The 11,565-nt window shown below is 75.2% G+C and carries 13 protein-coding genes; 7 read left to right on the top strand and 6 right to left on the bottom strand.

Annotated features, from left to right (window positions below):
* Nucleotides 1-11: 11 nt before the first annotated feature.
* Complete coding sequence (locus tag ACFCLZ_RS20160; protein WP_380277909.1) at nucleotides 12-365, top strand: DUF6087 family protein; 354 nt, start codon at nucleotides 12-14, stop codon at nucleotides 363-365.
* Nucleotides 366-495: 130 nt separating this feature from the next.
* Here ACFCLZ_RS20160 and ACFCLZ_RS20155 read toward each other — a convergent pair whose 3' ends face one another.
* The 4 genes from ACFCLZ_RS20155 to ACFCLZ_RS20140 form a co-directional block, all read right to left on the bottom strand.
* Nucleotides 496-1,395 (bottom strand): class I SAM-dependent methyltransferase, encoded by a 900-nt coding sequence (locus ACFCLZ_RS20155; RefSeq protein ID WP_380277907.1) that lies wholly within the window; start codon nucleotides 1,393-1,395, stop codon nucleotides 496-498.
* Nucleotides 1,396-1,432: 37 nt separating this feature from the next.
* The gene (locus ACFCLZ_RS20150; protein WP_380277905.1) at nucleotides 1,433-2,404 is read right to left on the bottom strand and encodes an NAD(P)/FAD-dependent oxidoreductase; all 972 of its coding nucleotides are present in this window, start codon (nucleotides 2,402-2,404) and stop codon (nucleotides 1,433-1,435) included.
* 102 nt (nucleotides 2,405-2,506) lie between these two features.
* Nucleotides 2,507-3,202, bottom strand: coding sequence for a hypothetical protein (locus ACFCLZ_RS20145; protein WP_380277903.1), 696 nt, complete (start codon nucleotides 3,200-3,202; stop codon nucleotides 2,507-2,509).
* Nucleotides 3,202-3,477, bottom strand: a complete 276-nt coding sequence (locus tag ACFCLZ_RS20140) for a hypothetical protein (protein WP_380277901.1) — start codon at nucleotides 3,475-3,477, stop codon at nucleotides 3,202-3,204. The genes ACFCLZ_RS20145 and ACFCLZ_RS20140 overlap by 1 nt, the downstream gene beginning before the upstream one ends.
* Nucleotides 3,478-3,630: 153 nt before the next feature.
* On the opposite strand from ACFCLZ_RS20140, the gene ACFCLZ_RS20135 reads away from it, so the two are divergent.
* Complete coding sequence (locus tag ACFCLZ_RS20135) at nucleotides 3,631-4,689, top strand: aldo/keto reductase (protein WP_380277899.1); 1,059 nt, start codon at nucleotides 3,631-3,633, stop codon at nucleotides 4,687-4,689.
* 25 nt (nucleotides 4,690-4,714) lie between these two features.
* On the opposite strand, the gene ACFCLZ_RS20130 is transcribed toward ACFCLZ_RS20135, so the two are convergent.
* Complete coding sequence (locus ACFCLZ_RS20130) at nucleotides 4,715-5,614, bottom strand: NAD(P)-binding domain-containing protein (RefSeq protein ID WP_380277897.1); 900 nt, start codon at nucleotides 5,612-5,614, stop codon at nucleotides 4,715-4,717.
* A gap of 104 nt (nucleotides 5,615-5,718) precedes the next feature.
* Between ACFCLZ_RS20130 and ACFCLZ_RS20125 the strand changes: the two genes are divergently transcribed.
* On the top strand, nucleotides 5,719-6,066 hold the full coding sequence (locus ACFCLZ_RS20125; RefSeq protein WP_380277895.1) for a winged helix-turn-helix transcriptional regulator: 348 nt from the start codon (nucleotides 5,719-5,721) through the stop codon (nucleotides 6,064-6,066).
* A gap of 5 nt (nucleotides 6,067-6,071) precedes the next feature.
* On the opposite strand, the gene ACFCLZ_RS20120 is transcribed toward ACFCLZ_RS20125, so the two are convergent.
* A complete protein-coding gene (locus ACFCLZ_RS20120; protein WP_380277893.1) occupies nucleotides 6,072-6,494 on the bottom strand; it encodes a DUF350 domain-containing protein in 423 nt (140 codons plus the stop codon).
* 172 nt (nucleotides 6,495-6,666) lie between these two features.
* Here ACFCLZ_RS20120 and ACFCLZ_RS20115 point away from each other — a divergent pair, with 172 nt between their 5' ends.
* The 4 genes from ACFCLZ_RS20115 to ACFCLZ_RS20100 all read left to right on the top strand — a co-directional run bounded on the left by ACFCLZ_RS20115 (nucleotide 6,667) and on the right by ACFCLZ_RS20100 (nucleotide 11,510).
* Entirely contained in the window at nucleotides 6,667-7,056 is a 390-nt protein-coding gene (locus ACFCLZ_RS20115; RefSeq protein WP_380277891.1) for a hypothetical protein, read from the top strand.
* A gap of 6 nt (nucleotides 7,057-7,062) precedes the next feature.
* Nucleotides 7,063-8,328, top strand: a complete 1,266-nt coding sequence (locus tag ACFCLZ_RS20110; protein WP_380277889.1) for a glutathionylspermidine synthase family protein — start codon at nucleotides 7,063-7,065, stop codon at nucleotides 8,326-8,328.
* A 132-nt stretch (nucleotides 8,329-8,460) separates the two neighbouring features.
* Nucleotides 8,461-9,630 (top strand): acyltransferase family protein, encoded by a 1,170-nt coding sequence (locus ACFCLZ_RS20105; RefSeq protein ID WP_380277888.1) that lies wholly within the window; start codon nucleotides 8,461-8,463, stop codon nucleotides 9,628-9,630.
* A 62-nt stretch (nucleotides 9,631-9,692) separates the two neighbouring features.
* Entirely contained in the window at nucleotides 9,693-11,510 is a 1,818-nt protein-coding gene (locus ACFCLZ_RS20100; RefSeq protein ID WP_380277886.1) for an NHL domain-containing thioredoxin family protein, read from the top strand.
* Nucleotides 11,511-11,565: the final 55 nt, after the last annotated feature.

Genomic DNA, 11,565 nt, shown 5'->3' with positions numbered 1-11,565 from the left:
AGGCCCCGACGATGGCCGCCGAGGACGATCCGTTCGCCGAAGAGCCCCCGGCCGACGAGCCGTTGGCCGACTGGTACGCCAAGCGGGCGCGCCGCCGACGGGCCCCGGGGACGCGGGACGCGATCACCCTCGCCCCCGGCCCCCGACGCGCGGCGCACCTCTTCCAGGACGTGCCCCGGCTGGTGGTCGAGTGGGACGGCCACGCCTGGCAGCCCGTCGCGGTGGCCGAGAACTACGCCGAGGCCTACCCGCTGATCGTCCGCCCGGCCCACGCCCCCGGCCCCCCGGCGGTCTTCCCCCAGGCCGACACCCCCGTCCCGCTGCTGCGCCGCGGTACCGGCCGCCACCGCAAGCCCGACCTCTGACCACCGGACCGTCCCGACCGCCCCCTCGCCCTCCCCGGCTGCGGCCGCTCCCCGTGGCCGGCCGGGCCCGGGGCCTTCGTCGCGGCCGTCGCCGCCTTTCTGGACCGGTGGGTCCGGGACGACGGCCCGGCTAGCGCCCGTCGGTCGCGCGGGCGGTGTGGACGGTGAGGGCGGTGAGATAGAAGGCGTCCGGGCGGGACAGGATGCCGGTGGGGGCGTCGCGGTCCAGCAGGGCATCCAGGGCGGCGCGGTCGGCGCCGTCCAGCCGCTCGGCCAACTGGTCGCGGCGGCGCGAGAGTTGGACGTGCAGGAACGCGCGGGCCGGGGCGTCCAGCGGGGCCGGGCGGTCGACCAGGAAGGTCCGGGTGCCGGAGGGGACCAGGCCGGCGACGGCCAGCATGGCGGGCCAGTCCTCGACCACCGCCACGGTGTCCGGGACGGACTCGCGCATCGCCGTGAAGGAGTCCTCGTGCGCCGCGTCCAGGCGGGCCTGGAGGCCGGGGCGGCCGAGGCCGAGGTCGCGCGGGAGGTAGCGGGCCGGCAGGCCGCGTTCGGCGACGGCCAGCAGGCCGCCCGGGCGCAGGGTGGCGGCCAGCGCGGTCAACGCGGCCTGCTGGTCGCCGAGATGGTGGATCGCGTTGCCGGACCAGACCAGGTCGGCGCGGCCGAGCGTGCCGAAGTCCCCGGGCAGGTCGGCGCGGTGGGTGCCGACGCGGCCGGCCGAGCGGGTGCGGGCGCGCTCCAGCAGGGCGGCCGACCGGTCGACGGCGACGACCTCGGCGGCCGGGAAGGCGTCCGCGAGCAGCCCGGCGATCACCCCGGGGCCGCTGCCCACGTCGAGCACCCGGCGGACGGGCGCGCCGTCCAGCAGGCCGCCCAGCCAGCGGGCGGCCCCGGTGACGGCCGGGGCCTGGAGTTCGGCCTCGCGCTCCAGGTGGCCGGCGAGGGCGTCCCAGTCGAACTCGGCGTCCTGGCCGTGGTGGTGGGCGTGGGCGTGGTGGTGCTCAGGGGGGTGGTGGTGCCCGGTCATCGGGAGGTCCTTCCTCTCGGGGTGGCTTCGGGGTGGCTCAGGCGGCGACGAGGGCGCGTTCGACGTCCTCGTCCACCAGATCGTGGTTGAGCGCGAACGCCGCCGCGGCGCCCGCTCCGGCGGCGGTGACCACCTGGGCGCGCGGGTCGGCGACGTTGCCCACCGCCCACACCCCGGGCACGCTGGTGCGGCCGGTGCGGTCGGTGGTCACCCAGCCCTGCGCGTCCCGCTCGCAGTCCAGGCCGAACAGCAGGGCGTCCCGGGGCACCATGCGCGGGAAGAGGAACAGCGCCTCGCGCGGCACGGCCGTGCCGTCCGCCAGTTCGACGCCGCGCAGCCGGTCGTCGGTGACGACCGCCCGCTTGACCGCGCCCTCGACGACCCGCACGCCCCGGGCGGCGAGCCTGGCGCGGTCGTCCGCCGACAGCTCCAGGGTGTGGGCGAGGAGCACCACGTCCGCCGACCACTGGCGCAGCAGCAGCGCCTGGTGCACCGCGCCCGGGTGGCTGCCGAGCACACCGAGCGGGCGGTCGCGGACCTCGTAGCCGTGGCAGTACGGGCAGTGCAGCACGTCGCGGCCCCACCGTTCGGCCAGGCCGGGCAGCTCCGGCAGGCCGTCGCGCAGCCCGGTGGCGACGACCACCCGGCGCGCTCGCAGCGCCGGGCCGCCGGCCAGGTGCACGTCGAACGCGGGGGCGCCTGCGGCCGGCACCGGTTCGATGTGGTCCACCCGGGCGTCGAGCAGGTCGACCCCGTAGCCCGCCAGTTCGGCGCGGCCGGTCTCCAGCAGCGCGGCCGGGGCGATGCCGTCCCGGGAGAGGAAGCCCCCCATCCGCGCGGCCGGGGCGTTGCGCGGCTGCCCGGCGTCCACCACGGCCACCCGGCGGCAGGCCCGGGCCAGCACCAGGGCCGCGTTCAGTCCGGCCGCGCCGCCGCCGACCACCACGACCTCGTAGCCGTCGGCAGCGCCGGGGGTCTCGGGAACGGTCCCGTTTCGCGTGTCGCTCACGGCGATCACCTCCACCGCCAGGCTGCGCCGACCGCCGGGCGGGAGGCAACTTTCGTTGCTGTTTCGGCAACACCGTCCGACACCGGTCGGCACCGGCCCGGGTCAGCCGGCGGTGCGCCGCCAGTACGAGCGCGCCGCCACCGCCAGCGCCACCCCGTACACCGCGAACGCGCCCAGTCCGATCCAGGCGACCAGCAGGGTGTCCGCGGCCGACGGGAAGTCCCCGCGCGGCACCTCCACCGCCCCCGCCGTGGCCAGCGCCGCCCAGCCGACGCCCACCACCCCGTACGGCGCGAGCGTGGCCGCGCCCAGCAGGGCGGGTACCAGCGGCAGCCAGCGCGGGACGCGGCGGCCGGCCAGCAGGAGGGTCCAGCGCGGGAACACCTGTCCCCAGGGGCGGACCAGCCCCCAGAGCAGGAACACCCCGAGCGCCGCCAGCAGCGCCGTCCCGTCCAGCCCCCAGGACTCCAGGGTGAGCCAGATCCCGGAGGCGCCGTTGCGCACGGAGGCGGCGTGCATGTCGCTCCCGCTCACCCCGGCGAAGGTGCCGCCGGACGCCCAGAGCAGCTTCATCGCGGCGTACGGGACGAACGCCGCGCTCCCCGCCAGCGCCGCGAGGTGGACCGCCCCCGAGGCCGCCGACCGGACGGGGGCCGGGGCGGGGGCCGGGGCGGCGGCGGGGGCGCCGGAGCGCGCCGCGCCCGCGAGCAGCACCGCGCCGAGGGCCGCCAGCGCGTGCTGCGCCGCCCCCGGACCGCTGTCCACGCCCTGGCCGAACAGCAGCGTGATCACGTCCATCAGCAGGCTGAAGGCACCCGCCCCGGCGAGCCCGCAGAGCGCCCACAGCACCCCCTCAGCGCCGGGCGCGGTCCGACGGCGGCCAGCGCCGCCCCGGCCACGGCGGCGGCGAGGCCCACCGCCGCCACCGCCCAGCCCGCGGCGGCGGCGCCGAACAGCGGCGTCCCGCCCAGCGCGCAGCCCGCGCCGAGCACCGCGTACCCGGCGCCCCAGCCGGCCACCACCCGCCCGTCCGCCCACCACTGCCGCCGCCATCGGCCGCCCGTCGTCGTCATACCGCCACGCTCGCAGTGGCCGGACGGACCGCACCTCGCCCGCCGGGACGAGCCGGCTCCCCCGGCAGAGGGAAGCGCCTTGCGCTGGAGTCCACTCCAACTCCTAGGGTCGGCAACCGAATCACCGACCCGCATCCCCAGGGGGACACCACCATGCGCTACCGCACCCTCGGCGGCACCGGCATCGAGGTCAGCACCTACTGCCTCGGCACGATGATGTTCGGCGCCATCGGCAACCCCGACCACGACGACTGCACCCGGATCATCCACGCCGCCCTCGACGCGGGCATCAACTTCGTCGACACCGCCGACATGTACTCGGCCGGCGAGTCCGAGGAGATCGTCGGCAAGGCCCTGCAGGCCCGCGGCGACCGCGACGACGTCGTGCTCGCCACCAAGGTGCACTTCCCGATGGGCGAGGGCCGCGGCCGCGGCGGCAACTCCCGCCGCTGGATCGTCCGCGAGGTCGAGGAGAGCCTGCGCCGACTGCGCACCGACCGCATCGACCTCTACCAGGTGCACCGACCCGACCCCGCCACCGACCTCGAGGAGACCCTCGCCGTCCTCGGCGACCTGGTGCGGGCCGGCAAGATCCTCGCCTTCGGCTGCTCCACCTTCCCGGCGCACGAACTCGTCGAGGCCCACCACCTCGCCGAACGGCGCGGCCTGCCCCGGTTCCGCACCGAACAGCCGCCGTACTCGCTGCTCGCCCGCGGCATCGAGCGGGACGTCCTGCCGACCGTACGGCGGCTCGGCATGGGGGCGCTGACCTGGTCCCCGCTCGCCTCCGGCTTCCTCACCGGCCGCTACCGCAAGGACCGGCCGGTCGACCTGAGCAGCGGGCGGGCCGCCCTGATGCCGGCCCGGTTCGACCCGGCGCTGGCGGTCAACCGGGCCAAGCTGGACGCCGTCGAGGAGCTGACCGCCGTCGCCGAGGACCTCGGCCGCACCCTGCCCGAACTGGCCCTCGCCTTCCCGCTCGCGCACCCGGCGGTCACCTCGGTGATCATCGGTCCGCGCACGCTGGGCCAGCTGGAGGCCGCGCTCCAGGGCGCCGACCTCGTCCTCGACGACGCCGCCCTGGACCGCATCGACGCGATCGTCGCGCCCGGCACCGACGTCTACCCCCCGGACGGCGTCTGGCGGCCCCGCACCCTGACCGACCCCGCCCTGCGCCGCCGCCTCACCGCCGACCGCCCGGCGGCCGGCTGACCGGCCGACCGGGAGGGCCCGGGCCCTACCCGCGCAGGAGGTCGACCACGCCGGTGAGGTCCTCCGCGCCGTGCCGGGCCGGGTCGGCGGCGAGGCGGCGCCGCATCAGGTCGAAGTAGGGCGTGAGCAGTTCCGCGCTCACGCCCTGCTCCTCGGCGGTGCGCAGGAAGGTCGGCACGCCGGCGACCTGCATCGCCAGGCTGGAGGCGACGCCCCCGGTGTAGTCGCCGGCCGCCAGGTGCTCGGCGGTGGCCGCGACCGAGCCGGCCATCGCGGTGAGCCAGGAGGAGAGCAGCGGGGCCAGCTCGCGCGGGTCGACGGACTCGCCGCGGACCAGGGCGAAGGCGTGCGCGACGCCGCCGAACATGCCGTACATCGCGCTCAGCAGCGCCACGTCGTGCAGCGCGGCGAAGCCGGCGTCCGCGCCGACGTACCGGGCGTCGGCCGGGGCGGCGAGGGTCGCGCGGTGCTCCTCGAACAGGTCCCGCGAGCCGCTGTAGAAGACGTACGGGCCGGCCTGCGGGATGCCGATCATCGGCGGGACGGCCATGATGCCGCCGTCCAGGTAGCGGGCGCCGCGCGCGGTGGCCCAGGCGGCCCGGGCGCGGGCCGTGCCGGGGGTGCCGGTGATCAGGTTGACGACGTCCTTGCCGGTGAGGTCGGCGCCGGCCAGCGCCTCCTCGATCGAGGCGTCGTCGAGCAGGCAGACCACCACCAGCCGGTTGGCGGCGACCGCTTCGGCCGCGCCGGCGGCGACGGCGGCGCCCCGGGCGGCGAGCGGTCCGGCCTTGGCGGCGGTCCGGTTCCAGACGGTGAGCGGATGCCCGGCGGCGAGCCAGGCCCCGGCCAGCGCGGTGCCCATCGCACCGAGGCCGAGCAGGGTGAGCGGGGTCTTCGAAACGGTGTCAGCGGCGTTCTGTGTCATGCCGATCAGCCTCGTTCCGGCCTCCGGGAACGATCAAGTACGCACTTGGGAGTGGGTGGTTACCCTGGGGTGAGCGAGCAGGCCGGCGAGGGGTGGGGCAGGACATGGCGGCAACCGTGCCGAGGCCCGGCGCGCACGTGTGCGGGATCGACGCCGCGATGGACGTGATCGGCGGCAAGTGGAAGGTGCTGATCCTCTGGGCGCTGGGCGAGCGGCCGGGCCTGCGCTTCGGCGAGCTGCGCCGGCAGGTGCCGGGGATCACCGAGAAGGTGCTCGCCGCCCACCTGCGGGAGCTGGAGGCGGACGGCATCGTGCACCGAGAGTCGTACGACGAGGTGCCGCCGCGGGTCGAGTACTCGCTGACGGCGGCCGGGCGGCGGCTCAACGAGGCGCTGGCGCCGCTGGGCGCCTGGGGGCGCGAGCACGTGCTGAACGGCGCCCGGCACCCCTGAACGGGTCAGGCGATCGAGGCGGACACGATCGCCGCCACCGCGAGGTTGCAGCTGGCGGTCACCCAGACCGCCGGGTGCGGCTCCGGGTCGACGAGGATCGCGCCCAGCTTGCCCGGCGTCAGCACGTCCACCACCCAGAACGCGACGGCCATCAGCACCAGGCCCAGCACGCCGAAGCTGGCGGTGGAGACCAGGCCCTTCCCGAAGTCCTCGTAGGTGTAGAGGATCGCGGTGAAGACGATGCCGCCGATGCCGAGCAGCGCCGAGCTGAGCAGCACGGCGGCGTTGCGGTTGCGCTCCACCCAGATCTGGCGGCCGAGCCGGCCGGGCGTCAGGACGTCCACCAGGACGATGCCGAGCAGCAGCAGGACCACCCCGACGCCGCCGAAGGCGGCCGCCGCGCCGAGACCGTGCAGGATGTCGTTCATGGGTGTCTGGCCCCCGGGGTCCGTGTCGCAGGTCGCACGCCGTGGTGCGGGCGGCCCGCGCGCAGGCCCCCTCCCACGGTCAAGGATCGGCAAAAGATAACCCATCGCGGCCGGATTCCGAGGGGGAACGGACCCTCCCGCCCCATCAGTGGCACGCGTACCATCAGGCGCCATGACCCAGCCGCCGCCCGTCGCTCCCGCCCGAATACCGGACGTCCCCCACCCGGACGTCCGCCACCCGGACGCCGCGACACCGGACGCCCCCGCCCGCCGCCGCTCCGGCTTCGTCGCGCTGGGCATGGTCGGCACCCTCGCGCTCGCCCTCTGCGGCTGCTCGTCCTCCTCCGGGAAGAACCCGCCGAGCCGCTGCGTCGACCCGGCCACCCTCAAGGTCCTCGACAGCCACTCCTGCACCACCAAGGGCACCACCACCACCGCCGGCCGCTGGTACTACTGCGGCTCCGGCGCCACCACCGCCACCGGCGGCACCTTCGACAAGGCCGCCACCAAGCGCGGCGGCTTCGGCTGCCCGTCCGGCTCCAGCGGCTCGGGCGGGGGCTGATCCGCCGTGCGCCGCCGCACCCTCGAACCCCGCCCCGACTGGCTGGCCACCGTCGAGGGCCAGGGCCTCATCTACGCGATGTGCTCGGACCCGTGCAACCAGGGCGGCCCGCACGCCTACTGGGACGAGTCCGCCTACTACGAGTTCTCGCTGCCCGAGGTGGAGGCGCTGGAGGAGGTGGTCGAGGAGCTGCACGAGCTGTCGCTGGCCGCCGCCGACCACGTGGTGCGCACCGGCCGGTTCGCCGACTACGGCATCACCGACCCGGGGCTCGCCGCCGCCGTCGCCGAGTCCTGGCGCCGCCGCGACGAACAGCCCACCCTCTACGGACGGTTCGACCTCGCCTACGACGGCACCGGCCCGGCCAAGCTGTTCGAGTACAACGCCGACACCCCGACCTCGCTGATCGAGGCGGCCGGCCCGCAGTGGTTCTGGATGGAGGAGCGGTTCCCGCACGCCGACCAGTGGAACTCGCTGCACGAGCGGCTGGTCGCCGCCTGGGCCCGGCAGAAGCACCTGCTGCCGCCCGGCCCGGTGCACTTCGCGCACTCCCGCGGCGACACCGAGGGCGAGGACTGGATGACCACCCTCTACCTCCAGGAGTGCGCCGAGCAGGCGGGCATCGAGACGGTCGGCATCGCCATGGAGGACATCGGCTGGGACGGCCTGTCCGGCCGCTTCGTCGACCTTGAGCACCGCTTCGTCCGCGCCGCGTTCAAGCTCTACCCGTGGGAGTGGCTGGCCTCCGACGAGTTCGGCGAGCAGCTGCTGGACGTCGTCGACCACGGCGGCTCCACCGGCTCCACGATGTGGATCGAGCCGGCCTGGAAGATGCTGCTCTCCAACAAGGCCCTGCTGGCCGTCCTGTGGGAGCTGAACCCGGGCCACCCCAACCTGCTGCCCGCCTACCTGGACGGCCCCCGCGAGCTCGCCGCCCCGGACGGCCCGGGCTACGCCGCCAAGCCGCTGCTCGGCCGCGAGGGCGCGGGCGTGCGCATCGTCGAGCCGGGCGGCCGCGAGACCCGGCTCGCCGACTGGGCCGGCGACCCGGACCGCTACGGCGCCGAGGGCCACTGCTACCAACAGCTCCACCCGCTGCCCGACTTCGACGGCAACCGCCCCGTCCTCGGCACCTGGGTGGTGGACGGCGAGGCCGCGGGCCTCGGCATCCGCGAGACCGACGACAGCCCCATCACCCACCAGGGCGCCCGCTTCCTGCCCCACCTCATCACCCCAGCCGAGGCCGGTGCCGGGGCCGGCGGGGCCGTTTGACCGGGTCTGACACCGTACGTCGGACGACTGGCAACCGGCCACCACGATCCGCGATAATGCTGGCCGCCTCGCGCCCCGTCGGTATCCGTACGATCCGGGCGCCGTCTTCCTGGACCCCCGGAGATCCTGCCCATGCGCATGCGCACCATGACCCATGCCGACTTCCTGGCGCTGCGACGGTTCGACGCCCTGGACGGCCTACGCGCGATAGCCGCCGTCATCGTGGTCTTCTTCCACTACGCGCGGCCCTGGGCCACCGGGCTGTCCGGGTGGATCGGCGTACACATCTTCTTCGTGGTCTCGGGCTTCCTGATCACCACTCTGATGCTGCGCGAGCACGACCGCACGGGACGGATCTCGCTCCGCGAGTTCTACATCCGCCGGATCTTCCGGATCTGGCCGCTCTACTACGTGGCGCTCGCGGTCACCGCCGTCGGCGTGTACCGCAGCGGGGGCGGCTGGGACGCGCTCATGAACCACCTCCCGCACTACCTGTTCTTCATGAACGAGTACCACCTCCAGGGCTACGAACCGTTCCTGCACACCTGGACCATCGGCATCGAGTGGAAGTTCTACCTGGTCTGGCCGCTGGTGCTGATCCTCGCCAGCAGGATCTCCACCCGGCTGCGCATCCCGGTCGCCATCGCCGCCATCGCCGCCGCGCTCGTCGACTGGTCGGACACCTGGCACAAGATGGGCATCCACTACTCGGTCCTGCTGATCGGCGCGCTGCTGGCGCTCGTGCTCCACTCCCCGCGCGGCTACGCCCTGTTCCGGCCGATCACCCACCCGGTCGCCGGCGTGGCGGCGGCCGTCGCGTTCGTCGTCCTGCACATGCACATCCCCGACCTCACCAAGCACTTCGGTGCCGAGGAGCCGGCGATCTTCATCTACTCGCTCGCCCTGGCCCTCGTCCTGCCCTCGCTGCTGAGCCCGGGCCCCGGGCGGTGGCTGCTCTCGCTGCGGCCCATGGTGTTCGTGGGCGAGCGCTCCTACGGCCTCTACCTGTTCCAGGGCATCGCGGTGGGCATGGCCGGGACACTGGCCCCCTGGCTGCCCGGAGGCACCCTGCTCCGGGGGACGGTCGTCGCCCTGGTCAGCCTGTTCGTGGCCGACGCCCTGTACTACCGGCTGGAGCAGCCCCTGATCAACACCGGCCGGACGCTGATCAAGCGGTTCGTCCGCAAGCCCGCCGCCGCCGTCCCGGCCCCCGCGGGACCCCCCTCGGACCGGCCCACAACGCCCGCCGAGCCGCTCCCCGAGGCACTCCCGCAGCCGGTCCCCGCGTCCCGCGAAGCCTGACCGCCGCGCCCCCACCGGCTTCCCCCGGAATGAGGGACACCGGCGTGGGGTTTGATTAGCCCATGGCATCTCGTGCACGTGTACGCGCCCCCGAGCTGGTCGGGGCAGGCGGTTGGCTGAACACCGGGGGCAGGGAGCTGACGCTCGCCGACTTCCGGGGCAAGATCACCATCCTGGACTTCTGGACGTTCTGCTGCGTCAACTGCCTGCACGTCCTCGACGAGCTGCGGGAGCTGGAGGAGAAGCACCGGGACACCGTGGTGATCGTCGGTGTGCACTCGCCCAAGTTCGTGCACGAGGCCGACCACCGGGCCGTGGTGGACGCGGTGGACCGGTACGAGGTGCACCACCCGGTGCTGGACGACCCGGCGCTCGCGACGTGGAAGCAGTACGCGGTGCGGGCCTGGCCGACGCTGGTGGTGATCGACCCCGAGGGCTACGTGGTCGCCCAGCACGCCGGCGAGGGGCACGCGCACGCGATCGCCCGGCTGGTCGAGGAGCTGGAGGCGGAGCACGCGGCGAAGGGCACCCTGCGGCGCGGCGACGGCCCGTACGTGGCGCCCGAGCCGGCCGCGGGGGACCTCAAGTTCCCGGGCAAGGCCGTCAGGCTGCCCAACGGCCACTTCCTGGTGGCGGACTCCGGCCACCACAGCCTCGTCGAGCTGGAGGCCGACGGCGAGACGGTGGTGCGCCGGATCGGGGACGGGGTGCGCGGCCTGGTGGACGGCACCAGCCCCCGGTTCAGCGAGCCGCAGGGCCTGGCGCTGCTGCCGGAGGGCACCGCCGGGTACGACGTGATCGTCGCCGACACCGTCAACCACGCGCTGCGCGGCGTCCGGCTCGCCGACGGCGGCGTGACCACCCTGGCCGGCACCGGCCGGCAGTGGTGGCAGGGCTCGGCGACCGAGGGGCCGGCCCGCGAGGTGGACCTCTCCTCGCCGTGGGACGTCGCCTGGTTCGACGGCCGGGTGTGGATCGCGATGGCCGGCGTCCACCAGCTGTGGGCGTACGACCCGGCCGCGGGCACGGTCGGCGTCGCGGCCGGCACCACCAACGAGGGCCTGGTCGACGGCCCCGCCGCCGAGGCCTGGTTCGCCCAGCCCTCCGGCCTGGCCGTCTCGGCGGACGGCGAGCGGCTCTGGGTCGCCGACTCCGAGACCTCGGCGCTGCGCTGGGTTTCACGTGAAACCAAGGCCGTGCACAGCGCCGTCGGCACCGGCCTGTTCGACTTCGGCCACCGGGACGGCGCGGCCGGGCAGGCGCTGTTCCAGCACCCGCTGGGCGTCACCGTGCTGCCGGACGGCTCGGTGGCCGTCAGCGACACCTACAACCACGCGCTGCGCCGCTACGACCCGGCCAGCGGCGAGGTCAGCACGCTGGCCACCGACCTGCGCGAGCCGTCCGGCGCGGTGCCGGCCGACGGCGACATCGTGGTCGTCGAGTCCGCCCGCCACCGGCTGACCCGGCTGCGGCTGCCCGAGGAGGCCGTCCGGGTGGACGCGGTGGCGCACCGCACCCAGCGGGCCGCCACCGAGGTCGCGCCGGGCGCCCTGCGGCTGGACGTGGTCTTCCGGGCGCCCACCGGCCAGAAGCTGGACGAGCGCTACGGCCCGTCCACCCGGCTGCTGGTCAGCGCCACCCCGCCCGAGCTGCTGGTCTCCGGTGCGGGCGCGGACTCCGCGCTCTCCCGCGAGCTGGTGCTCTCGGACACGGTGACCGAGGGCGTGCTGCACGTCTCCGCGATGGCGGCGTCCTGCGACGACGACCCGGAGATCGAGTACCCGGCCTGCCACGTCCACCAGCAGGACTGGGGCGTGCCGGTGAAGCTCACCGCCGACGGCGCCCGCCGGCTGCCGCTGGTGCTGGCGGGCCTGGAGTAGCCGGCCCGCGGCACGGACGAAGGGGCCCGGCGAGTGCGTGCTCGCCGGGCCCCTT

It is taken from the genome of Kitasatospora purpeofusca (assembly GCF_042691725.1).
GTDB lineage: Bacteria > Actinomycetota > Actinomycetes > Streptomycetales > Streptomycetaceae > Kitasatospora > Kitasatospora purpeofusca_B.
Note: the sequence above shows the minus strand (reverse complement) of the source record. Positions and strands in the feature narration are given on the sequence as shown.